The organism is Stenotrophomonas sp. Steno-Z2 (assembly GCF_056393235.1).
The window spans coordinates 568,130-591,821 of the sequence record NZ_JBWJOY010000002.1 but is presented as its reverse complement, the minus strand read 5'-3'; the positions used below and the strand labels follow the sequence as shown (position 1 = coordinate 591,821).

Genomic DNA, 23,692 nt, shown 5'->3' with positions numbered 1-23,692 from the left:
CGACCGGGGAAACCGGGCTGTGTCCTGGTCGCCGGGCCAGCATGCCGTCCTTCTGGGCCTGGCGCTGGTGCTGGCGCTGCGGCTGGCATCGGGCTGGGCCGCGCTGCCGGCCACGCTGGTGCTGTGGGTAGCACTGCTGCTGGCGGCAGGGTTGGTCGATGCCCTGTTCCGGCGGCGGCGTGCCGGCGCACCCGCGGCGCAGGGAGGGCACGAGCCCGCCGCCCCTGCGGGCGCCGCGCTGGCGCCACTGCATGGCCCGGTGCCGCGCGCCATCGCGATGGCGATGCCGTCAGCGGCTCCGGCCGGGCGCGAATGGCGCCGCCATGTCGCCGATCTGGCGCCGTTCCACAACGAGCGCTACCCGCGCGCGGACATCTGCGCCACGCACGAGGTGTTCCTGCGCGCAGGCGACGTGCTGCTGCTCCGCTTCCACCCCGATGCACCGGACGGCGGCGACGTGCCAGCGCACTGGTCCTGCGACTTGTGCGCGCCGGAACCGGGCGCGCGGCGCTGGTTCGAGGTCGGCAGCGGGGACGAGACCCGCATCGCCATCGAACGCAGCGGCGTGTATTCGCTGGGCATCGGCCAGGACGCGCCGGGCGCGCCCGCGGCCGCCGGCAGCATCGGCATCTGGCTGGCCGTGCCCACGCCGGATGCGCTCTCGCTGCCGCTGGAGCCGGCGCACGGCGCGGGCTGCCGCTACGAGCGCGACGCCGATGGCGGCGTGCGGGTGCGGATCGAAGGCGAGCGCGTGCTGCAGACGCATGCGCGCCTGCCATCGCACACGGTCCGCGAGGTGCCGCACGGCGCGTGCCTGCTGTTCGCCAGCGCCGCCGATGCGTGGGACGTGTCGGGCGTGGGCGATCCTGCCAGCGACTGGCTGGCGCAGTACCGGCACCTGCACCGCTGGTACCTGCAGCTGAGCCGGGGCGACGTACTGGTGCTGGAACAGGCCTGGCGGACCGGCGAACTCGACCGTCCGCTGCCGCGCGACGACGGCGCGACCGGCTTCACCGACGCCCGCCTGCGCCTGTACGCCTTCGTGCGCGGACCGTCCCTGCATGACGGCAGCGCGGTGGATGGCCGCGATGCGCTCACCTGTGGCGCCGACGGCTTCCACTGCCTGGAACTGGAACTGCACGGCCCGCCCGAATGGCGCGGCCGCCCGGCCACGGATTTCGTCGACCTGCGCCTGTGGGGCGCCTTCCTGCAGCGCCCGCAGGCGCTGCGCGATTTCGACCTGCGCGATGGCCGGGTCGAGGACTGGTACCGGATGCCGATGCCCGTGCCGCGGGACCTGGGGTGAGCGGCGACCGGCATTGGCGCCGCTGGACGGCTCGGCGATGATGGCGGCTCCCGATTGGAGTGCGGCATGAACCCGGACATCCGGCAACGCGCGGACCGCTTCTGCCAGCGGTTCGGCATCGAACTTCCGCTCCTGCTGGCGCCGATGGCCGGCGCCTGCCCGGTGGCCCTGTCCGCCGCCGTCGCCAATACCGGCGGCATGGGCGCGATGGGCGCGGTGCTGTCCACCCCGGAACAGATCGGGCAGTGGATGGACGACTTCCGCCGGCAGTCGCACGGCCCGGCCCAGGTCAACGTGTGGGTGCCCGACCCGGCGCCGGCGCGCGATGCCGTGGCCGAAGCGGCGAGCCGCGCCTTCCTCGAACGCTGGGGGCCGGCGGTACCGGCCAGTGCCGGCGATGCCGGGCCGGCCGATTTCGACGCGCAGTTCGATGCCCTGGTCGCGGCGCGGCCGGCGGTGGCCTCGACCATCATGGGCGTGTTTTCCGCGGCGCAGGCACAACGCCTGAAGACCGCCGGCATCGCCTGGTTCGCCTGCGCCACCACGCTGGACGAGGCGCTGCAGGCGCAGGCGGCTGGTGCCGACGCGGTGGTCGCGCAGGGCATGGAGGCCGGCGGCCATCGTGGCGCGTTCGAGGCCGGGCGCGCCGAGGCGCAGATGAGCGGCCTGTTCGCCCTGCTGCCGCGCCTGGCCGACCGGCTCGAGGTGCCGGTGATCGCCGCCGGCGGCATCGGCGACGGCCGTGGCGTGGCCGCGGCGCTGGTGCTGGGCGCCAGCGCGGTGCAGGTGGGCACGGCCTTCCTGGCCACCGACGAATCCACGATCCCCGACGCCTGGAAGCAGGCGCTGCCTGCGACGGAGCCAGAACAGACCCGCGCCACCCGCGCTTTCAGCGGCCGCCTGGGCCGCGCGCTGGACACCGCCTACGTGCGCGCCGCCGAGGCCGCCGATGCGCCGCGCCCGCAACCGTATCCGGTGCAGCGCGGGCTCACCGCCGCGATGCGCCGGCAGGCGCAGGCCGACAACCGCCTGGACGCGATGCAGGCCTGGGCCGGGCAATCGGCCTGGATGGCGCGGCGCGGCCCCGCCGCCGCCGTGGTGCAGGCGTTATGGCGGCAGGCGCAGGCGCTGCTGTGACCCTGCTGTCCTGCAACGGCGAGCCGGTCGAGGCGGCGCTGGTGGGCGCGGCCCTGGTCAATTACGGGCATTTCACCTCGCTGCAGGTGCGCGGCGGCGCGGTGCAGGGCTGGGCGCTGCACATGCGGCGCCTGCAGCAGGGCACGCGCGAACTGTTCGACGCGGAACTGGACGAGGCGCAATTGCTGGGCTGGCTGCGGCGGGCGCTGGAACGCAGCGGCATGACGGACGCCTCGCTGCGCATCACCGTGTTCTCGCGCGCCTTCGACTTCCGCCAGCCGCTGCGCGCGGTGCCGGTGGACGTGCTGGTCGCCGTCGCCGCGCCGGCCACGGCGCCGGCCGATGCCCGGGCGGTATTGCCGGTGCGCTACCAGCGCGAACTGCCGCAGCTCAAGCATGTCGGCACCTTCCCGCTGTTCCAGCACCGGCGCCAGGCCCTGCGCCAGGGCTTCGACGATGCCGTGTTCGTCGATGCGGCCGGGCGGGTGAGCGAGGGCAGTACCTGGAACCTCGCCTTCCTGGCCGGAGACGAGGTGCTGTGGCCGCAGGCGCAGGCGCTGCGCGGCACCGCCGAACAACTGCTCATCGCCGGGCTGGAGCGGCTGGGGCGGGCGCAGGCGTGGCGGGAAGTTCCGCTGGACGTCCTGCCGGGCTGCTCCGGGGCGGTGGCCTGCAATGCCACCGGGCTGTGGCCGCTGGCGCGCATCGGCGACTGCCGGTTCGGCGACTCGCAGGCGCTGCTGGAACGCTTGCGGCAGGCGCTGGCGCAGGAGCCCTGGCGGCCGCTCTGACCCGGCCTGTTCAGGCAGGGCAGGGGGCGGGCTTGGAATGGGACAGGGGCGCGGCTATAATCGCCGGCTTACCGCGCCATCCTGGCGACTGGGCTACAAAGGAAAAACCACCATGGTCAAGATCCGACTGACCCGCGGCGGCGCCAAGAAGCGTCCGTTCTACCACATCATCGTCACCGACGTCCGCAGCGCCCGCGACGGCCGCAACATCGAGCGCGTCGGTTACTACAACCCGGTCGCCCAGGGCGCCGAGCAGCGCGTGGTGCTGGACATCGCCGCGGTCGACAAGTGGGTCGCCAACGGCGCCCAGCTGACCGACAAGGTTCGCAACCTGTACAAGGAAGCGACCAAGGCCCAGGCCGCAGCGGCCTGATCCTGGCGGGCCGCGCGCAAGCGCGGCCCGACTGCTTCATGAAGAAAGATTCCGAGCGCCGGATCCTGCTGGGCAGGGTGACCGGCGCTTTTGGTGTGCGCGGCGAGCTCAAGCTCGAGTCCTGGACCGAGCCGCGGCTGGCCATCTTCAACTATCAACCCTGGATCCTGCGCAGCCCGTCCGGGCAGGAGTCGCAGATCAGCGGCGTGCGCGGCCGCGAGGCCGGCAAGACGCTGGTGGCGACCTTCCCAGGCGTGGACGACCGCAACGTGGTCGAGGCCATGCGCGGTACCGAGATCTACATCGCGCGCAGCGCGCTGCCGCCGCCGAAGCCGGACGAGTACTACTGGGTCGACCTGGAAGGCCTGGACGTGCAGACCGTGGACGGCGTGAAGCTGGGCCGCGCCTCGCACCTGTTCAATACCGGCGCCAACGACGTGCTGGTGGTGCGCGGCGACCGCGAGCGCATGGTGCCGTTCGTGATGGGCGACTTCGTCAAGTCGGTCGATTTCGACGCCAACCTGATCGTGGTCGACTGGGATCCGGAGTTCTGATCCCGATGCGCATCGACGTCATCACCCTGTTCCCCGAGTTCATCGCGCAGTCCGCCGCGCTGGGCGTGGTGGGCCGCGCGCAGGAGCGCGGCCTGCTCGAGCTGCACGGCTGGAACCCGCGCGACCACGCCGAGGGCAACTACCGCCGCGTGGACGACCGCCCGTTCGGTGGCGGCCCGGGCATGGTGATGCTGATCGAGCCGCTGCGCGCGGCGCTGGCCGCCGCGCGCGCCGCCGACCCGACCCCGGCGCCGCTGATCTACCTGAGCCCGCAGGGCCGGCCGCTGACCCAGGCCCGGGTGCGCGAACTGGCGGCGCTGCCGCGCTTGATCCTGCTGTGCGGCCGCTACGAGGGCGTGGACGAGCGCTTCCTGGCCGCCGAGGTGGACGAGGAGATTTCCCTCGGCGACTACGTGCTGTCCGGTGGCGAGCTGGGCGCGGCGGTGATCGTCGACGCGGTCACCCGCCTGCAGGAAGGCGCGCTCAACGACGCCGAATCGGCGGTGCAGGACAGTTTCGAGGGCGATGGCCTGCTCGACTGCCCGCACTACAGCCAGCCGGCCAGCCACGCGCTGGGCGAGGTGCCGGAAGTGCTGCGCTCGGGCAACCATGCCGCGATCGCGCGCTGGCGCCGGCAGCAGTCGCTGCTGCGCACGGCCCTGCGCCGCCCCGACCTGCTGGACGAAGCCAGCCTGGACAAGGCCGACCGCCGGCTGCTGGACGAGGCCCGCGGTAAATTGCCGTAGGCGCAGGGGCTGCCCCGCACGAGGCTTCCCCGGCCAGGGCCCGGCGCAGGCCAGCCCGACCCCGCGGTAGAAGCTGCTGGCGCAGCGCCGGAAGCTCATCTATAATGCGCGGCTTGCTGCTGCCTGACCGGCGGCCGCGGTTCCAACTACAACAAACGTGCAGCGCAATCCGGTGACTGCATGAGACCCCGCTGTCGAATCGACACGCCCACCCCGAATACATCGGTGCAATCATGAGCAAGCTGAACAAATCCATCGTCGCGGACTTCGAATCCGCCCAGATCACCCGCGAACTGCCGAAGTTCAGCCAGGGCGACACCGTCGTCGTCAACGTCAAGGTCAAGGAAGGCAACCGCGAGCGCGTGCAGGCCTACGAAGGCGTCGTGATCGGCACCAAGAACGCCGGCCTGAACTCCTCGTTCACCGTGCGCAAGATCTCGCACGGCTACGGCGTGGAGCGCGTGTTCCAGACCCACAGCGCGCTGATCGACTCGGTCGAAGTCAAGCGCCGCGGCAAGGTCCGCGCCGGCAAGCTGTACTACCTGCGTGGCCTGGAAGGCAAGGCTGCCCGCATCAAGGAAGACCTGGCCGCCGCCGCGCAGGCCAAGGCCGCCCGCCAGGCCGCCAAGTCCGCCGAGTAATACCGCCGCAGGCCTCGCGCCTGGCGCAGCAACGGCCGCCTCCGGGCGGCCGTTTGCGTTTCCGCTCTCCGGCCGCGGCGGGCGGGCGATCAAGCCTGGTCCGGATGCGCGCCTGCCCACGCTGCCATCGTCATTGCTCCGGGGGAAAAGGGCGGCACATCACACCGCCTGCCTGACCCCTAGGGACTGCCAGACCGCATGGCGAAATCGCCGAAGGGCGAGGTGCGGGGTATGCGGCGGCAGGGGCTCCGCAGGGCGATGAGAAGGCGGCGAAGCCCTGGTCATCAGGTTGCGGCCCTCACCCCAACCCCTCTCCCGCGGGGAGAGGGGCTTTGTACGCGGTCAGGCGTCGGCGACCACGACCTCGATGCCGCGGCGCTGCAGCCCCTCGCGGGTCGCCTCGTCGATGCCGGCGTCGGTGATCACCGCATGGATCTGCTCCAGGTAGGCGATGCGGTGCAGGCTGACGCGGCCGAACTTGGAGGCGTCGGTCAGCACCACGATGCGCCGCGCGCGTTCGACCATGCGGTGGTTCAGGCGCGCCTCGGCCTCGTCGTGGGTGGTCAGGCCGAACTGCAGGTCCAGGCCGTCCACGCCCAGGAACAGGGTGTCGAAGCTGTACGGATTGAGGCTGGCCTCGGCCTGGCTGCCCTGCAGCGACAGCGACTGCTTGCGCAGCTGGCCGCCGGTGAGCAGCACGTTCACGCCCGGCGCGTTGGCCAGCTCCCAGGCGATGTTCAGGCCGTTGGTCATCACCGTGACGTCGCGGTGCCCGCGCAGGTGGCGGGCCAGGGTCATCGTGGTCGAGCCCGAGTCGATGATGATGTTGTCGCCGGGCTGCACCAGCTGCGCGGCGCGCGCGCCGATGGACTCCTTCAGCGGCAGGTTCAGCGCATCCTTCTCGTGGATGTCCTGTTCCTGCGGCGGCGTGCGCACCAGGGTGGCGCCGCCGTGGGTGCGCGTGGCCAGGCCCTGTTCCTCGAAATGGCCCAGGTCGGTGCGGATGGTCACCGCCGACACGCCGTAACGCCCGACCAGTTCGGCGACCTGCACCGAGCCCTGCTCGATCAGCTGCTGCAGGATCTGCTGTCGGCGGGAACGGGTGTTGCGCATGGCCATCTCGTGCTTGCTCCGTGAAAGGTCGAGCTTAGCCGTTCGCAAGGTCCGGTTGGGCGGAACTTTCGTTGCGCTTGCGCATGCCGGCGGTATTGGCCGAACAGGCGCGCGCGTATTCGTCCAGGCACAGGCCGATGCGGTGGCGCACCAGCGCGCCGGGCGTGTTGGCCAGCGTGCCTTCGCGCACCGCGCGGAACTGCTCCGGCAGGTACTGGCTGAGCAGCACCAGCGGCGGCGCGTGCCGTTCCAGGTTGGCGAACAGCGTGCGCACCGCCTCCAGCAGCGCCGGCTCGCCCCAGTAGTAGCGGCAGCGGTCGCTGAAGGCGAAGGCGCGCAGCAGGCGCAGCGTGGCTTCGTCGCCGTGGTAGTGCGCCTGCCAGTACTTCGGCTGCGCCCGCATCACCTCTTCCAGCACCTGCGGCAGGCGCGAGCACTGCGCGGCCGGCAGCAGTTCGGCTTCGATCGCGGCCAGCGCGAACAGCGCCTCGCGGTAGGCGAAGGTCGCCGCCGGGCCGACCTTGAGGATGGCGAAGTGGTCGCGCACCAGCGCGTGCAGGCCGCTCTCGCGCTGGTAATCGGTGGAGTGCGCCTCGAACACGATGCGCGGCTGGCGCTCGAGGAAATCGGCCAGTTCGCTGGCGGCGGCCGGGTCGTAGTCGTGCACGCTGCTGTGGTCGAAATCCACGCCCGGCTGCACCACCATCGCGATCACCCGCTGCCAGGCATCGCGCAGCAGCGGCGTGTCGAAGGCCTGGCGGTGGATGTCCAGCGTCTGCGCGGCCGCGGCCGGCGTGGTCACCGCCAGCCCGGCGTCCAGCGAGGCTTCGCCGCCGGGCACCGGCACTTCGGTGCCGATCACGTAGACCGGCGGCGGCAGGCCGTTCGCGGCGGCGGTGCGTTCGGCGATTTCGGCCAGTTCGGCCGAGCGCGCGGCGACGATGGCATCGGGCAGCGGCACCGGGTCGTCGGCGCAGGACATGCTGCAGTCCAGGTGGATCTTGTGGAAACCGGCGGCGACATAGGCCTCGATCAGCACGCGCGCATGCGCCATCGCCTCGGCGGCCGGCTGCTTCTGCCAGGCGTTGGGGCCGAGGTGGTCGCCGCCGAGCACCAGCCGTCCGCGCGGAAAGCCTTCCTCGTCGGCCAGCGCCTGCACGTAGTCGCGGTACTGCGGCGGGGTCATGCCGGTGTAGCCGCCGAACTGGTCGACCTGGTTGGAGGTGGCTTCGACCAGCAGCACGGTGCCGTGGCGCGCGGCCACGTGCATCGCCGCGCGCAGCACCTGTTCGTTGCTGCAGCAGACGCTGTACAGGCCGACGTTGTGGCCGGCGCGATGGTCGGCGAGCAGGGATTGCAGCGGGGACATGGACGGGCTCCCGGTATCAGGAAAAGGCGGGTTGGCAGGCGAGCAGGGCGGCGCCGCGCGCGCCGCCGGCATCGCCGAAGCGGGGCGGCACGATCGGCGGCACCTGCACGCCGGCGAAAAGGTGCGTGGCGATCGCCGCCGGCAGTTGTTCGTACAGCGGCGCGTACTGCGACAGGCCGCCGCCGAGCACGATGACGTGCGGGTCCAGCGCCAGGATCAGCGCCGCGAAGCTGTGGCCGAGCAGGTCGCGGTGGATGTCCAGCGCCTGCCGCGCGCGCGCGTCGCCGGCTTCGGCCAGGGCGATGACGTCGCTGGCGTTGGCGGCGCTGCCGCCCAGGTGGCGTTCGATCATCGCCACGCCGCTGCCGGAGACATAGCGCTCCACGCAGCCGCGCAGCCCGCAGCCGCAATCCAGCAGCGGCAGGTCGTGGCGCTGCAGCAGGTTGGCCGGCACGCTCCAATGGCCCCATTCGCCGGCCAGGCCGTTGAAGCCGCCGATCAGCCGGCCCTGCACGCAGTACCCGCCACCGGCACCGGTGCCGAGGATCGCGCCGAACATGCTGGCGTAGCCGTCGGCGGCGCCGCCGTGCGCTTCGGACAGGGCGAAGCACTGCAGGTCGTTGCCGAACCGCAGCGGTCGCTGCAGGCGCGCCTGCAGGTCCTGCGCCACGCACTGGCCGGTGAGCGCCGGCACGTTGGCGCTGAGCTGGCGGCCGCTGCGGCGGTCGCGCACGCCGGGCAGGGCGATGCCGATGGCGTGCGCGGTCCGCGCAAGCGCCGCATCGGCGTCGGCGACCAGCGTTTGGACCGCCTGCAGGAAGCCGGCGTAGTCGCCCTGCGGCGTGGCGATGCGCTTGCGCCAGGTCACCTGCAGGGCCGCGTCGCAGGCCACCAGTTCGGTCTTGGTGCCGCCGATGTCGATGCCGTAGCAGGTGGCGGTGGACTCAGCCATGGTGGATGGTGACGCCCTTGACCACGCGGTTGACGGTGCCGTCGGGGAACGGGTTGTCCGGCGTCAGCCCCAGCGCGGCCGAGCGGCGCAGCGCGTAGAGCTGGGCGAACGGCAGCCAGGCCGGCGCCAGCCAGGCGTCGGGCAGGGCCGGCACCGGCAGGGTGAAATCGTCGCCGGCGCCGATGTCCGAATGCGGGCCCAGCGACAGCACCTTGCCGGCCACGCCGTCGCCGCGCAGCTCTTCCAGCAGGTCCTGTTCGTAGCGGCGCGCCAGCGGCTGCACGCTGCGCAGCATCACCACCAGGGTGCGCGGGTCGAGCGTGGACTTGGGGCCGTGGCGGAAGCCCAGCGGCGTATTGGCCATCGCCAGCACGCGGCCGGCGGTGAGTTCCAGCACCTTCAGCGCGGCTTCGCGCGCCAGCGCTTCCAGCGGGCCGCTGGCCAGGTAGATCACCCGGTCGAACGGCTGCGCGGCGAGCGCGGCCACCGGCGCATCCCACGCGCGCAGGCCCTGCCGCGCCAGCGCGGCGACCTGGCCGATGCGTGCGCCGCGTTCGTTCCACGGCGCGCGGTCGAACACCGCCAGCGCCGCCAGCAGCATGCAGCTCAGGCTGCTGGTCATGGCGAAGGCGCGGTCGCAGCTGGCCGGCGGCATCAGCAGGGTGCAGGTGTCCTCGCGCCCGGCACCGCGGCGCGCCAGCTCGCCGTCGGCGTTGCAGGTGATGTCCAGGAAGCGGGCGTCGTCCACGTCGGCGCGCACGCGCTCGACCGCGGCCACGCTTTCCGGGCTGGAACCGCTGCGGCCGAAGGACACCAGCAGGGTCGGGCGCTCGCGCTGCAGGTACAGCGCCGGGTGGGTCAGCAGGCTGGTGGTGTGCACCGCGCGCACTTCCGCCGGGAACGAAGCGTTGATCGTGTCGGCCACCATCTCGGCGATGAAGCCGGAGCTGCCGGCGCCGGTGAACAGCACCCGCTGCGCCGGATCGGACAGGCGCTGGCCGAGGAAGGCCTGCAGGCGCTCGCGTTCGCGTTCCAGGTCGGCGGCCAGGGTTTCCCACAAGGCGGGCTGCTGGGCGATTTCGGCGGCGGTATCGGCTCCGCCCAGGCGCTGCCAGGCGGACAGATCGGTAAGCAGGGTGGCGTCCATTCTTGGTTCCTGTTGGGCCTGCGCACGATCTGCTTTTTCTTTCGAAATGTCAAACATCGAAAGAAAAAGGAAAGAAATCTTTCGGGGTCATGATGCCGCGGCGCCGCAGGGGCGGAACGAAAGTTTTTGCGGTATCGACTTTCGCTGCACGGGTTTCACGCATCTGCAGCGCATAAGGAAAGTGGTGCTTTGCACAATCTTTCGCTTCCAGGGAAAATCCTTGTCTTTTGCTTTCATTTTATTGACATCTTTCGAATTGCTGCCCTAGAGTCGGCGCAACGCCATCGAATGCCCGCCTGGGCCTGGGGAGCAAGGTGCACAACCGCGTACGTCGTCTGCCACTGCCGGTGGCGCTGCTTTCGGTCCTGCTGCTGCCGGCGCTGCCGCTGCACGCCGAGCCGGTGGGCAACCTGCGCACGGTCAGCGCCAGCGACGGCCGCGACGGCGTGCGCGGCTGGGACCTGCTCACCGATACCGGCGCGCGCATCCGCATCGAGCTGCCGGCCACCGACATCGTGCGCGTGCAGGCCGGCCGCAAGGGCAGGTTGACTGGCGCTGGCGACAAGGCCGCGCCCATCGTGCTGCCGCAACCGCGGGCCGACGTGCAGGCGCAGCTGGAAGAGGACGCGAAGGAGATCCGCGTGCGCACCGACGCGCTGGTGCTGCACGTGCAGCGCCAGCCGCTGCGCCTGCGCCTGGAACGCATGGAAGATGGCCAGCCCACCGCGCTGTGGCAGGAACTGCAGCCGCTGGACCTGGATGCGGCGCAGAGCGTGCAGGTGCTGTCCTCGCAGGCCGACGAGGCCTTCTTCGGCGGCGGCCAGCAGAACGGCCGCTACCAGTTCAAGGGCCGCGAGCTGGAGATTTCCTATTCCGGCGGCTGGGAGGAGGGCGACCGCCCGAGCCCGGCGCCGATGCTGCTCAGCTCGCGCGGCTGGGGCATGCTGCGCAACACCTGGAGCGATGGCAGCTACGACCTGCGCCAGCCCGACCAGGCCACGCTGCTGCACCGCGAGGACCGCTTCGACGCCTATTACTTCGTCGGCGCCGACCTGCCGAAGCTGATCGAGCGCTACACCCGGCTGACCGGCCGCCCGAATATGGTCGCGCGCTGGGCGCTCTCCTACGGCGATGCCGACTGCTACAACGACAGCGACAACGTCAAAAAGCCCGGCAGCGTGCCCGAAGGCTGGAGCGACGGCCCCACCGGCACCACGCCGGACGTGATCGACAGCGTCGCCCGCCAGTACCGCGAACACGACATGCCCGGCGGCTGGATCCTGCCCAACGACGGCTACGGCTGCGGCTACAAGCAGCTGCCCGAGACCGTGCAGGGCCTGGCGAAGTACGGCTTCAGGACCGGCCTGTGGACCGAGAACGGCGTCGACAAGATCGCCTGGGAAGTGGGCAAGGCCGGCAGCCGCGTGCAGAAGCTGGACGTGGCCTGGACCGGCAAGGGCTACCAGTTCGCGATGGACGCCAACCGCGAGGCGTTCAACGGCATCCTCGACAACTCCGATTCGCGCCCGTTCCTGTGGACGGTGATGGGCTGGGCCGGCATCCAGCGCTATGCGGTGGCCTGGACCGGCGACCAGAGCAGCAGCTGGGACTACATCCGCTGGCACGTGCCGACCCTGGTCGGCTCGGGCCTGTCCGGCATGGCCTACGCCAGCGGCGACGTCGACGCGATCTTCGGCGGCAGCGCCGAGACCTTCACCCGCGACCTGCAGTGGAAGGCGTTCACGCCGGTGCTGATGGGCATGAGCGGCTGGTCGTCGAGCGCGCGCAAGCACCCGTGGTGGTACGACGAGCCCTACCGCAGCATCAACCGCGACTACCTCAAGCTGAAGATGCGCCTGACCCCGTACATGTACGGGCTGGTGCACGAGGCGGCGCAGACCGGCGCGCCGCCGGTGCGCGGGCTGATGTGGGACAACCCGCGCGATCCGCATGCGCGCGACGAGGCCTACAAATACCAGTTCCTGCTCGGCCGCGACCTGCTGGTGGCGCCGGTGTACCGCAGCCAGGCCGCCAGCCGCGGCTGGCGCCGCGACATCCACCTGCCGGCCGGCGGCTGGATCGACTACTGGGACGGCCGTCGTGTGCAGGCCGGCGCCGAGGGCCGCCAGCTCGACCGCCAGGTGGACCTGGCGACGCTGCCGGTGTTCGTGCGCGCCGGCGCGATCCTGCCGATGTACCCGGCCATGCTGTTCGACGGCGAGAAGCCGCTGGATGAAGTCACCTTCGACCTGTATCCGCAGGGCGATTCCAGCTACACGCTGTACGAGGACGATGGCAGCACCCGCCGCTACCAGCAGGGCGAATCGAGCACGCAGCAGATCCGCGTGCAGGCGCCGGCGCAGGGCAGCGGCCCGGTGCAGGTACGCATCGACGCGGTGCAGGGCCAGTACCGCGGCCAGCTGGCGCAGCGCCGCTACGGCCTGCGCGTGCTCAACCGGCAGGCGCCGGCGGCGGTACGGCTGGACGGCCGCGCGCTGCCCGCGCTCGCCGATGCCGCCGCTTTCGACGCGGCCGGCGAAGGCTGGTACTTCGACGCCGGCGAGCGCCGCGGCACCCTGCATGTGCGCACCGCCGTGGTCGACATCCGCCAGCCGCTGCAGCTGCAGCTGGATTTCCCGGTGGCCGCCGCCGTGGCCGACGACGCGTTCCCGGCCGCGCCGGAACAGGGCCGCGCGCTGCCGCCGGACAGCCTGCTGGTGGTCAACCGCCCGGCCGAGGAAAAGGGCTATCCGCTGGAAAACGCCTTCGACGACGACCCGGCCACCTGGTTCCGCAGCGTGCGCAACCAGGCCATCCGCAGCGGCGCCCACGAGTGGGTGATCGGCTTCGGCGAGCGGCGCATGATCGACGGCGTCGAACTGGCCCCGCGCAACGACCAGCACTGGAAGCACGGCCAGGTACGCGACTATGAGATCTACATGGGCGACAGCAACGGCGAATGGGGCGAACCCGTCGCGCGTGGCCGCCTGCAGCTGAAGGAAGGCGTGCAGCGCATCGATTTCCCGGCCCACGCCGGCCGCCTGCTGCGCTTCCGCGTGCTCGGCGTGCAGAACCCCGACGGCGATGGCGCTTCGGGCAGCGACCCGATGGTCAGCGCCGCGCAGGGCGGTGGTGCCGCGCGCGCCATCGACGCGCTGCAACCGCGCGACGTCGGCCCGATCGCGCTGTCCACCTTCCGCATCCTCGAACAACAGCTACCGGAGCGGCCGGCACGGCAGCAGTACCTCTCCCAGCTGCCGCTGCCGGCCGCGCTGGCCGGGCAGGTGCAGGCCGACCGCTCCTTCCGCGGCGACGCCGCCATGCGCATGAACGGCTTGCAGTTCCGCCGCGGCCTGGGCGTGGGCGCCGACAGCCGCGTCGACATCGCGCTCAACGGCCGCTGGCACCTGCTGCGCGCCGACCTCGGCATCGACGACGCCTGCCGCGCCGCCGGCGGCATGCAGTTCCAGGTCTGGGGCGACGGCCGCCTGCTCTACGACAGCGGCCTGGTGAAGGCGCCCGGCGTGATCAAGCCGGAGCTGGACATCCGCGGCCTGTCCTCGCTGAGCCTGCGCACGCTGGGTGCGCAGGGCAGCCAACCCGCCCAGGTCTGCGGCAACTGGGCCAATGCCGTGCTGATCGGCGAGGAGGGCGATTCCGCCGAACTCGTCGCCCCATGACCCCCGCGTAACACCGCTGCTCCCCCACCACACCGACCACGGCCGCCGCGGCCGTGGAACGGGATCGCCATGCCCGCCATCCGCTGTTCCGTGCGTCACCGCCAGGAGAGAACCCCGATGTTGCCAGCCCGCCGCAATCCCAACCGCTGCCTGATCACGCCGCTGTCGCTGGCCGTGGCCAGCGCCCTGATCGCCGTCGCCGCGCCCGCCCTCGCGCAGGACGCCGCCACGGACAAAGACAAGACCACCGAGCTGGCCCGCGTCGAGGTCACCGGTTCCAACATCCGCCGCACCGACGTGGAAACGCCTCGCCGGTGCAGGTCATCAGCAAGCAGGACATCCAGAACATGGGCGCCCGCACCCTGCTGCAGGTGCTGGACAACCTGCCGGCCGCGCGCCCGGCGCAGGTGGATTCCAAATCGCTGTTCACCGGTTCCGACGGCGCCTCGCAGGCCAACCTGCGCGGCCTCGGTCCGCAGGGCACGCTGGTGCTGCTCAACGGCCGCCGCCTGTCGTACTACGGCGCGCCGTCGGGCTTCCAGGCCCAGTTCGTCAACATCGACGCCATTCCCGCCGCCGCCATCGAGCGCATGGAGGTGCTGACCGACGGCGCCTCGGCCGTGTACGGCACCGACGCGGTGGCCGGCGTCATCAACGTCATCACCAAGCGCGACTACCAGGGCCTGGAAGTCAGCGGCACCTGGGACACCGCGCCGCGCTTCGATTCCTACGGCGAGAAGCAGGCCAGCATCACCGGCGGCTTCGGCGACCTGGCCACCGACCGCTACAACGTCTACGCCAGCGTCAACCTGTACGAGCGCAACGGCATCCCGGACAGCGAGTGGTACGACAAGAACCCGGCGCAGTTCTACGTCAACAACCCGGACTACATCAAGAACCTGCGCCTGGACACCGGCAGCGCGCCGGGCGTGTTCAACCCCGGCTACTACTTCGCCTTCGATCCGGTGACCAAGGCGCGCGTGGACGAGGCGGCGCCGGGCTGCAACAACGTGCTGCAGGTGAGCAGCGGCACGCGCTGCATCTGGCAGACCTGGATGAACCGGCAGATCAACGGCGGCGCCGATTCCCGGCGCGTGACCGCCTACGTCAACGGCCACTTCCAGCTGAGCGACGCCACCGAGGCCTTCGCCGAGGTCACCTATACCGACATCGACCTGCGCGCCAACGGCGGCACGCCGCGCGCCTATGGCACCACCACCGGCAACCCGCAGAGCTGGTTCTCGCGCAACACCGGCAACACGGTCAACCAGTTCCTGTATCCGTTCCTGGGCCCGAACAACGAATACAACCATGCCAGCCCGGAAATGAAGGCGCTGATGGGCGGCGTGGTCGGCCTGAGCTACCTGCTGCAGGACGTGGGCGGCAACCACTTCGGCCAGCGCAACACTGACAAGAGCTACCGCGCAGTGGCCGGCCTGCGCGGCAGCCTGGGCGACAGCGACTGGAACTGGGAAACCGCCTTCGCCACCGCCGGTTCGCATTCGGTCACCTACCAGACCACCAACGTCAACCTGCGCGGCTTCGAGAAGGCCTTCGGACCGTACACCATCGACCCGGGCACCGGCCGCGTGATCATCTCCGACCACCCGGCGTACAAGTTCGGCGAGATCAGCGAAGCCAACGCCGCGCTGATCCGCGAGGCGTTCCCGACCTTCGACATCCAGTCCTGGACCCGCCTGCATACCCTGGACGGCAAGGTCGAAGGCCCGCTGTTCACCCTGCCGGCCGGCGAGGTGCGCGCGGCGTTCGGCTTCAACGCCACCCGCGAGACCTTCTACACGCCGGGCAACCAGGACGCCGCCGATGGCCTGATCACCCAGCAGGGCGGCTCGTGGTTCGACGGCAAGCGCAACACCTACGCGCTGTTCTCCGAAGCGGTGGCGCCGATCACCGACAAGCTGGAACTGGACGCCGCGCTGCGCCTGGACAAGTACCCCGGTTTCAGCGCCAACCTCGCGCCGAAGATCGGCCTGAAGTACCAGGCGCTGCCGCAGCTGATGCTGCGCGGCACCTATTCGGAAGGCTTCCGTGCGCCGAGCCTGGCCGAGTCCGGCACCGGCGGCGTGTACGCGCAGATCGGCGGCTACCGCGACGAAACCCGCTGCGCCGAGACCAACGCCATCGCCGGCCTGCTGCGCCAGTCCAACCGCACCGTCGACAGGGACCTGGGCAACAGCCTGTGGAACAGCGACTGCAGCCGCAACGTGGCGCGCATGACCCAGCCCAACCCGGACCTGAAGCCGGAGAAGGCCAAGATCGCCACGCTGGGCTTCGTGCTCGAGCCGACCGACTGGCTGTCGGTGTCGGCCGACTACTGGTTCGTGTACCGCCGCAACGAGATCGTCGCGCCGGATTACAGCAAGCCGGAAGAAATCAGCGAGATGACCCGCTTCCCGATCACCGAGACCGACCTGGCCAACCTGGCCGCGCTGGCCAGCATGTGCGCCGACCCGGCCAGCGGCGTGACCTGTCCGGCCACCCTGCCGGGCTACAGCACCGGCAACGTGGCCAGCGTCATCGGCCAGTACAAAAACCGCGGCCGCACCCTGATCGACGGCCTGGACGTGGACGCGCGCGGCCGCTTCGACCTGGGCGAGTGGGGCCGGCTGAACATCGGCGTGGCCGCGACCATCGCCAACCGCAACATGTACAACGCCGACGACGCCGACGGCTGGTACTACGGCAACGTCGTGGGCTACTACAACAACCCGCGCCTGCGCGCCACGTTCAACACCAACTGGACCTACGGCAACTGGGACACCGGCTTCTACATCAACTACGTCGGCGGCACCAAGTGGGCGTACGACCGCGTCGACGCGGAAGACAACAACGCCGAAACCTGCACCGGCAGCTATGTCGCCGTATCGCCCAGCCAGTGCGAGGGCGCGCCGTCGTGGTGGACCGCCAACCTGAGCGTGAACTGGCGGCCGATCGAGAAGCTGAGCGTGGGCGTGACGGTGAAGAACCTGTTCAACCGCCTGCCGTTCTACGACCCGAACGACTGGATGAACTTCCCCGGCTACACCAACAACTTCGGCCGCATCTACAGCGTGACCGCCACTTACAAGTTCTGATGCTGGCCGTTGCGTCCTCCCCTCTGCGCATGGCATGAAGGGGAGGGCGCTGCTTCGCCCGCCCGGCGCACCCTCCAGCCGCATCGGGCGCGATTCCAAGTGAAAGAGGACATGCAATGAAACGCAGGGAATTCATCCTGGCCGGCGCGGCGCTGGCCGCCACCAGCCTGTTGCCGGATACGCCGGCCTGGGCGCGCGGGCGCAAGGTGCGGCTGGGCATGATCGGCACCGGCATGCGCGGCCAGGTGCTGCTCAAGGAACTGCTGCGCCGCGACGACGTGGACGTGGTGGCGCTGTGCGACATCGAGCCGATCATGCTCGGCCGCGCCACCGCCATGGTCGCCAAGGCCGGCAAGCCGGCGCCGAGGACCTATGGCGCCGACGGCGACGGCAACGCCTGGAAGCGCCTGCTCGAACAGCGCGGCCTGGACGGCGTGGTCATCGCCACGCCGTGGGAACTGCACGCGCCGATGGCGATCGCCGCGATGCAGGCCGGGGTCGCGGTCGGCTGCGAAGTGGTGGCCGGCATCACCCTGCAGGACCACTGGGACGTGCTCAACACCCAGCTGCAGACCGGCACGCCGTACATGCTGCTGGAAAACGTGTGCTACCGCCGCGACGTGATGGCGGCGCTGCAGATGGTGCGCGAGGGCCTGTTCGGCGAGCTGGTGCACCTGCAGGCCGGTTACCAGCACGACCTGCGCGGGGTGAAGTTCAACGACGGCAACCCTGACCACCCCTACGGCAGCGGCGTCGAATTCGGGCCCAGGGGCTGGTCGGAGGCGCGTTGGCGCACCGAGCACTCGGTCAGGCGCAACGGCGAGCTGTACCCCAGCCACGGCATCGGCCCGTGCGCGATGTACACCGGCATCAACCGCGGCAACCGCTTCACCCGCATCAACGCCTTCGCCAGCAAGGCGCGCGGCCTGCACGAATACACCGTGGCCAAAAGCGGCGGCACCACGCATCCGAGTACCAAGGTGCAGTTCAGGCTGGGCGACATCGTCACCACCACCCTGGCCTGCGCCAACGGCGAGACCATCCTGCTGCAGCACGACACCTCGCTGCCGCGCCCGTATTCGCTGGGCTTCCGCGTGCAGGGAACCAAGGGCCTGTGGATGGACCTCAACCACGGCATCCACATCGAGGGCCGCAGCCCGCCGCACGAGTGGGAGGACTTCAAGGCCTACCAGGACCAGTACGAACACCCGCTGTGGAAGCAGCACGCCGACACCGCCGCCGGCGCCGGCCACGGCGGCATGGACTGGTTCGTGATCCATGCCTTCGTCGAGGCGCTGAAGGCGCGGGCGCCGATGCCGATCGACATCTTCGACGCGGTGACCTGGAGCGCGATCACGCCGCTGTCCGAGCAGTCCATTGCCAACGGCTTCCAGACCCTGGACTTCCCGGACTTCACCGGCGGCCTGTGGCAGCAGCGCAAGCCGATCTTCGCGTTCGACGGCAGCTACTAAGCCCGCAACCCTCCACCCGTAGGAGCGACTTCAGTCGCGACCAGGCTTTCCCGACGAAGGTCCCGTTCGCGGCTGAAGCCGCTCCTACGGTGGGTAGGCGATCTTTCAGGCCTGGGCGTTCGCGTCGGTCACTTCCGCCACATTCCCGTAGGAGCGACTTCAGTCGCGAAAGGCTTTTCCGACGAAGGCCCGGTTCGCGGCTGAAGCCGCTCCTACGGTGGGTAGGCGATCTTTCAGGCCTGGGCGTTCGCGTCGGTCATTTCCGCCACATTCCCGTAGGAGCGACTTCAGTCGCGAAAGGCTTTTCCGGCGAAGGCCCGGTTCGCGGCTGAAGCCGCTCCTACGGTGGGTAGGCGATCCTTTCAGGCCTGGGCGTCCGCGTCGGTCATTTCCGCCACATTCCCGTAGGAGCGACTTCAGTCGCGAAAGGCTTTTCCGACGAAGGCCCCGTTCGCGGCTGAAGCCGCTCCTACCGTGGTAGACGATCTTTTCAGGTCTCTGCGTCCGCGTCGGCCACCGGCGAGGGCGGGCAGGCCGGTACTTCGGCCGGCGTGGCCAGCTCCGCCGCATGCGACGGAGCGGCCATCATCTTCGCCCTGCGCCAGCCGCCCCAGCGGTAATAGGCCAGCGACAGCAGCATCGACACCAGCGAACTGGCCGGGAAGCTCCACCAGATGGCGTCCGCGCCCCAGTACGGCTGCAGCAGCTCGGCGAAGGGCACGCGCACGCCCCACAGCGAGGTGGCCAGGATCAGCAGCGGCGCGATCACCGCGCCGGTGGAGCGCACCACGCCGGAGATCACGAAGCTCACGCCGAAGAACAGGAACGACCACACCGCGATGTGGTTCAGGTGCCGCGCCACCGCCAGCGCCTGGCTGCCGTCGGGCAGGAACAGCGCCAGCGAGTGCCGGTCCAGCAGGATCAGCGGCAGGATCAGCACCCCGGTGAGCAGGAAGTTGAACAGCACGCCCTTGCGCGCGGTGCCGCGCACGCGGTCCCAGCGCCGCGCGCCGACGTTCTGCGCGGCCATCGACGAACACGCCGCGCCGATCGCCATCGCCGGCATCTGCACGTAGGTCCACAGCTGCAGCGAGGCGCCGTAGGCCGCGGCGGTGTCGGTGCCGTAGTCGTTGACCATGGTCATCAGCATGATCATCGACAGCGAGATCAGCACCATCTGCAGGCCCATCGGCACGCCCTTGACCACCAGTGCGCGGAGGATGGCCGGGTCGATGCGGAACAGCGCCATGTCCCGGCGGCCCAGCCACAGCACGTGGCCGCGGTGGCGCATGTAGGCCAGCAGGCCGAGCAGCGACAGCGACTGCGCCAGCAGCGTGGCCCAGGCCGCGCCGGCGATGCCCAGCTGCGGGAACGGGCCGACGCCGAAGATAAGCAGCGGGTTGAGCACGATGTCCAGCGCCACCGACACCAGCAGGAAGCGGAACGGCGTGCGCGAATCGCCGGCGCCGCGCAGCGCCGCGCTGAGGAAGGCGAAGGCGTACAGCGTCGGCGTGGCCAGGAAGATGATGCGCAGGTAGGCCTCGGCCAGCGGCAGCGAGGCGGCCGGCGTGCCCATCGCCGCCAGCAGCGGGTGCGCCATGAACCAGCCGGCGATGGCGATCAGCACCGAGATGCCGATGAAGAAGGTGGCGCTGGTGCCCATCACCCGCCGCGCCTGGGCCACGTCGCGCGCGCCCATCGCCTGGCCGATCAGGATGGTGGCGGCCATGCCGATGCCGAACACCGAACCGATCAGGAAGAACATGATGTTGTTGGCGTTGGCCGTGGCGGTCAGCGCCGCCTCGCCGAGGAACTTGCCGACCCAGATGGCGTTGACCGAGCCGTTGAGCGACTGGGCGATGTTGCCGGCCAGGATGGGCAGGGCGAACAGCAGCAGGTTGCGCCCGATCGGGCCTTCGGTCAGCGAGCGGGTGGGGTGGGCGGCGGCGGTCATGGGCGCGGGTCGGTGGCTGAATGCGGACACTAGCACCGCCGGTGTGACGATGCCCGCAGCAGTCGTTACGATGGCGCCTGCGGGTATCCGGAGGAGGAACGGGAATGCTGAAACAGTTGTGTGGCGCGATGGCGGTGCTGGCCTTGTCGGCCTGCGCCAACTCCGAACGCCTGATGGACGCCAGCGTGCGCCCGTCCGACCATGCCGACTGCCTGGTCGGCAACGCGCGTGCCGATGCGCAGGACAAAAACGCCATGCCGTCGATGCGCAGCCGTCGCTGCAATCCCGACGACAGCCTGAACTGGACCATCGGCCAATCGCGCAAGGATGCGATGGAAGTGGATTTCACCAAAAAGCATGACTGAAACGCAGAATGCGCCGGCGGCCGCCGTGCGCCTGGATGTCTGGCTGTGGGCGGCGCGCTTCTTCAAGACCCGCAGCCTGGCCAAGCACGCGGTGGAAACCGGCAAGGTCGAGATCGACGGGCAGCGCCCCAAATCCTCGCGCGCGGTCCGCGTCGGCGATGCGCTGCGCGTGCAGCGCGGCGAGGAGACCTTCGAGATCGGCGTGCGCGGCCTCAGCGACACGCGCGGCCCGGCGCCGGTGGCGCAGGCCCTGTACGAGGAGACCGAGGCCTCGCGCCGGGCGCGCGAGGAACAGCGCCTGCAGCGCGCCGCCGCCCGCGACGGCTACCTGCCGCCCGAGCACAAGCCGGACAAGCGCGCGCGCCGGCTGATCCGCGCGCTGGGCGACATCGACGCGCTCTGACCGTCCCGGCAGCGCCGGGTCCGGGTCGGGTTCAGTGGGAAGCCATGGCCGCCGGAACGGAAAACGCCACCGCGAGGTGGCGTTTTCGTTCTCCATGGTCCCGCCGTCGGCGGCTGTCAGCGCTTGCCGCTGCCCAGCAACCCGCTGCCGAGCTTGATCAGGTCGGACACGCCGAACTGGCCGTCGCCGTCCTGGTCGAACAGGCTGCCCAGCAGGCCGCCGCCGACGCCGCCCTGCTGCACCACCCGCTGCTTTTCCTGGCCGAGCATCTGGCTCAGGCTGCCGGCATCGGCCTGGCCGCCGCTGGACATGCGCTGGGCCAGATAGGCCATCACGATCGGGGCGAGGATCTTCAGCAGTTGCCCGGCGCGGTCGCTGCTCAGGCCGGTGGCCTGCGCCAGCCCGGCCTCGGCACGGCCCTGGCTGCCGCCGAAGATGTGGCCGAGGATGCCGGCGCCGTTGGTGGCCGGGCTGTTGCCGCCGCCCAGCACCGAGCCGAGCACGCTGCCGATGTCCAGGCCGCTGTGGTTGTTCTGCAGGGCGCCGAGCAGGGCTTCGGCGCCCTGCGGCCTGGCGGCGTTGCTGCCCAGCGCGCCCATCAGCAGCGGCAGCGCGGCGCCGATGGCGCCCGAGGCCTGCTGGCTGTCGAGGCCGAGCTGCTGGGAGACCTGCTGCAGCGGTGCGCCCTGCAGCTGGGAAAGAAGGTCGTCGGTGAGGCTCATCGGGGCGTGGTCCTTGCGGTGGGTGAACACGGCCATGGTAGCGCCGTGGGGAGCTGGAGTGAGCGTGCCGGCCGGGAAGGCGGCGGGGCGGTGCCGGCGCCCCGCCGCAGCCGCCTCAGAGCACGATGTCCTCGGCGCCCGGCGTGGCCCGGGGGAACTCCGCTTCCGGCTGCGCCGGTGCGAACGGATCGGCCGGCGGCATCGCCGCCCGCTTCTTCAGCGCCGCCGCCACGCCGGCGCCATAGGCCGGGTCGGCCTTGCTGCAGTTGTCCACGTGGCGCTGCTTGATGAAGTCCGGCGCATCGCCCATGGCCCGCGCGGTGTTGTCGAACAGGCGCTGCTTCTGCGCGTCGTCGTAGCTGCGGAACAGCGCGCCGGGCTGGCTGAAGTAGTCGTTGTCATCCTCGCGGAAATTCCAGAAGTCGGCGTCGCCGCGGATGCGCAGCGGCGGCTCGCGGTACTGCGGCTGCTCCTGCCACTGGCCGTAGCTGTTGGGCTCGTAGTGCGGCAGCCCGCCGTAGTTGCCGTCCACGCGCATGGCGCCGTCGCGGTGGTTGCTGTGCACCGGGCAGCGCGCCGCGTTCACCGGGATCTGGTGGTGGTTGACGCCCAAGCGGTAGCGCTGCGCGTCGGAATAGGCGAACAGGCGCGCCTGCAGCATCTTGTCCGGCGACGGGCCGATGCCCGGCACCAGGTTGCTCGGCGCGAACGCGGACTGCTCCACGTCCTGGTACCAGTTGTCCGGGTTGCGGTTGAGCTCGAACTCGCCCACCTCGATCAGCGGATAGTCGCTCTTGGGCCACACCTTGGTCAGGTCGAACGGATGGAAGCGATAGGTCTCCGCGTCCAGCTCCGGCATGATCTGCACGAACAGCTTCCACTTCGGGAACTCGCCGCGCTCGATCGCCTGGAACAGGTCGCGGCCATGGCTCTCGCGGTCCTTGCCGGCCAGCACTTCGGCCTGCGCGTCGGTCAGCGCCTCGATGCCCTGCTGGCTGTGGAAGTGGAACTTCACCCAGAAGCGCTCGCCGGCGGCGTTGGTGAAGCTGTAGGTGTGCGAGCCGAAGCCGTGCATGTGGCGGAAGGTGCGCGGGATGCCGCGGTCGCTCATCACCACGGTCACCTGCATCAGCGCTTCCGGCAGCAGGGTCCAGAAATCCCAGTTGTTGCGCGCGCTGCGCAGGTTGGTGTGCGGGTCGCGCTTGACCGCCTTGTTGAGGTCGCCGAACTTGCGCGGGTCGCGTAGGAAGAACACCGGCGTGTTGTTGCCGACCAGGTCCCAGTTGCCTTCCTCGGTGTAGAACTTCAGCGCGAAGCCGCGGATGTCGCGCTCAGCATCGGCCGCGCCGCGCTCGCCGGCCACGGTGGTGAAGCGGGCGAACATCTCGGTCTTCTTGCCCACCGCCGAGAAGATCTTGGCGCGGGTGTAGCGGGTGATGTCGTGGGTGACGGTGAAGGTGCCGAACGCACCGGACCCCTTGGCGTGCATGCGCCGCTCGGGGATGACCTCGCGGTTGAGGTTGGCCAGCTTCTCCAGCAGCCATACGTCTTCCATCAGCAGCGGGCCGCGCGGGCCGGCGGTCCGGCTGTTCTGGTTGTCCACCACCGGCGCGCCGAAGGCGGTGGTCATCGGCGTCACCGGCGCGTCGCCGTGCTTCTGCGCGGGCGTGGTGCTGGTATCGCGCTGCGACTGCGCGGCCTGCGCCGGCGTGGGCGCGGCATGGTACGGGCAGGTGGGTTTGCTGTCGTTGCTGCTCATGGCGGGCTCCTGGCTGGCGTGGGAAACATCCTGCGACGACGATAGCTACGGGTTGATGAAATGGAAAATCGAATGATCCGCTCGCGGCCATAGGAATTGCCTATGGCACCGGA

At 70.4% G+C, this 23,692-nt stretch carries 18 protein-coding genes and 1 pseudogene; 12 read left to right on the top strand and 7 right to left on the bottom strand.

What is annotated here, in order from left to right:
- The first annotated feature begins 19 nt into the window (after window positions 1–19).
- The 7 genes from AC06FP_RS07830 (at window position 20) to rplS (ending at window position 5,548) form a co-directional block, all read left to right on the top strand.
- Entirely contained in the window at window positions 20–1,306 is a 1,287-nt protein-coding gene (locus AC06FP_RS07830) for a hypothetical protein (RefSeq protein WP_478075109.1), read from the top strand.
- 66 nt (window positions 1,307–1,372) lie between these two features.
- A complete protein-coding gene (locus AC06FP_RS07825; protein WP_478075108.1) occupies window positions 1,373–2,443 on the top strand; it encodes an NAD(P)H-dependent flavin oxidoreductase in 1,071 nt (356 codons plus the stop codon).
- Window positions 2,440–3,234 carry an aminotransferase class IV gene (locus tag AC06FP_RS07820; protein ID WP_478075107.1) on the top strand — a complete coding sequence of 265 codons (795 nt, stop codon included), beginning with the start codon at window positions 2,440–2,442 and terminating at the stop codon, window positions 3,232–3,234. Before AC06FP_RS07825 ends, AC06FP_RS07820 begins: the two co-directional genes overlap by 4 nt.
- Before the next feature lie 112 nt (window positions 3,235–3,346).
- A complete protein-coding gene (gene rpsP, locus AC06FP_RS07815; protein WP_054664242.1) occupies window positions 3,347–3,607 on the top strand; it encodes a 30S ribosomal protein S16 in 261 nt (86 codons plus the stop codon).
- A gap of 38 nt (window positions 3,608–3,645) precedes the next feature.
- The gene (gene rimM / locus AC06FP_RS07810; protein ID WP_456118576.1) at window positions 3,646–4,161 is read left to right on the top strand and encodes a ribosome maturation factor RimM; all 516 of its coding nucleotides are present in this window, start codon (window positions 3,646–3,648) and stop codon (window positions 4,159–4,161) included.
- 5 nt (window positions 4,162–4,166) lie between these two features.
- Entirely contained in the window at window positions 4,167–4,907 is a 741-nt protein-coding gene (trmD, locus tag AC06FP_RS07805) for a tRNA (guanosine(37)-N1)-methyltransferase TrmD (RefSeq protein WP_478075106.1), read from the top strand.
- Between the two features lie 233 nt (window positions 4,908–5,140).
- The gene (gene rplS, locus AC06FP_RS07800; RefSeq protein WP_054664251.1) at window positions 5,141–5,548 is read left to right on the top strand and encodes a 50S ribosomal protein L19; all 408 of its coding nucleotides are present in this window, start codon (window positions 5,141–5,143) and stop codon (window positions 5,546–5,548) included.
- Window positions 5,549–5,890: 342 nt separating this feature from the next.
- Here the strand turns inward: rplS and AC06FP_RS07795 are convergent, their stop codons facing one another.
- Genes AC06FP_RS07795 through AC06FP_RS07780 form a run of 4 tightly spaced genes read right to left on the bottom strand, consistent with a single transcriptional unit; the run spans window position 5,891 to window position 10,129 of the window.
- Window positions 5,891–6,667 carry a DeoR family transcriptional regulator gene (locus AC06FP_RS07795; protein ID WP_478075105.1) on the bottom strand — a complete coding sequence of 259 codons (777 nt, stop codon included), beginning with the start codon at window positions 6,665–6,667 and terminating at the stop codon, window positions 5,891–5,893.
- Between the two features lie 28 nt (window positions 6,668–6,695).
- Entirely contained in the window at window positions 6,696–8,030 is a 1,335-nt protein-coding gene (locus AC06FP_RS07790; protein WP_478075104.1) for a D-tagatose-bisphosphate aldolase, class II, non-catalytic subunit, read from the bottom strand.
- A gap of 16 nt (window positions 8,031–8,046) precedes the next feature.
- A complete protein-coding gene (locus AC06FP_RS07785) occupies window positions 8,047–8,982 on the bottom strand; it encodes an ROK family protein (protein WP_478075103.1) in 936 nt (311 codons plus the stop codon).
- Window positions 8,975–10,129, bottom strand: a complete 1,155-nt coding sequence (locus AC06FP_RS07780; protein WP_478075102.1) for an SIS domain-containing protein — start codon at window positions 10,127–10,129, stop codon at window positions 8,975–8,977. The genes AC06FP_RS07785 and AC06FP_RS07780 overlap by 8 nt, the downstream gene beginning before the upstream one ends.
- Before the next feature lie 314 nt (window positions 10,130–10,443).
- Between AC06FP_RS07780 and AC06FP_RS07775 the strand changes: the two genes are divergently transcribed.
- The 3 genes and pseudogenes from AC06FP_RS07775 (at window position 10,444) to AC06FP_RS07765 (ending at window position 18,376) form a co-directional block, all read left to right on the top strand.
- Window positions 10,444–13,809 (top strand): TIM-barrel domain-containing protein, encoded by a 3,366-nt coding sequence (locus AC06FP_RS07775; protein ID WP_478075101.1) that lies wholly within the window; start codon window positions 10,444–10,446, stop codon window positions 13,807–13,809.
- Window positions 13,810–13,926: 117 nt separating this feature from the next.
- Window positions 13,927–16,904: pseudogene (locus AC06FP_RS07770) on the top strand (TonB-dependent receptor domain-containing protein).
- 116 nt (window positions 16,905–17,020) lie between these two features.
- Complete coding sequence (locus AC06FP_RS07765) at window positions 17,021–18,376, top strand: Gfo/Idh/MocA family protein (protein WP_478075100.1); 1,356 nt, start codon at window positions 17,021–17,023, stop codon at window positions 18,374–18,376.
- A gap of 490 nt (window positions 18,377–18,866) precedes the next feature.
- Here AC06FP_RS07765 and AC06FP_RS07760 read toward each other — a convergent pair whose 3' ends face one another.
- On the bottom strand, window positions 18,867–20,330 hold the full coding sequence (locus AC06FP_RS07760; protein WP_478075099.1) for an MATE family efflux transporter: 1,464 nt from the start codon (window positions 20,328–20,330) through the stop codon (window positions 18,867–18,869).
- Between the two features lie 104 nt (window positions 20,331–20,434).
- Here AC06FP_RS07760 and AC06FP_RS07755 point away from each other — a divergent pair, with 104 nt between their 5' ends.
- Together AC06FP_RS07755 and AC06FP_RS07750 are read left to right on the top strand one after the other, a co-directional pair.
- Window positions 20,435–20,695: a hypothetical protein gene (locus AC06FP_RS07755; RefSeq protein ID WP_478075098.1), complete on the top strand. Its 261-nt coding sequence runs from the start codon at window positions 20,435–20,437 to the stop codon at window positions 20,693–20,695.
- On the top strand, window positions 20,688–21,098 hold the full coding sequence (locus AC06FP_RS07750) for an RNA-binding S4 domain-containing protein (protein ID WP_456118599.1): 411 nt from the start codon (window positions 20,688–20,690) through the stop codon (window positions 21,096–21,098). The genes AC06FP_RS07755 and AC06FP_RS07750 overlap by 8 nt, the downstream gene beginning before the upstream one ends.
- Before the next feature lie 116 nt (window positions 21,099–21,214).
- Here the strand turns inward: AC06FP_RS07750 and AC06FP_RS07745 are convergent, their stop codons facing one another.
- Both AC06FP_RS07745 and AC06FP_RS07740 read right to left on the bottom strand, forming a co-directional pair.
- Window positions 21,215–21,820: a DUF937 domain-containing protein gene (locus AC06FP_RS07745; protein ID WP_478075304.1), complete on the bottom strand. Its 606-nt coding sequence runs from the start codon at window positions 21,818–21,820 to the stop codon at window positions 21,215–21,217.
- Window positions 21,821–21,935: 115 nt separating this feature from the next.
- Complete coding sequence (locus AC06FP_RS07740; protein WP_478075097.1) at window positions 21,936–23,579, bottom strand: catalase; 1,644 nt, start codon at window positions 23,577–23,579, stop codon at window positions 21,936–21,938.
- Window positions 23,580–23,692 lie beyond the last annotated feature (113 nt).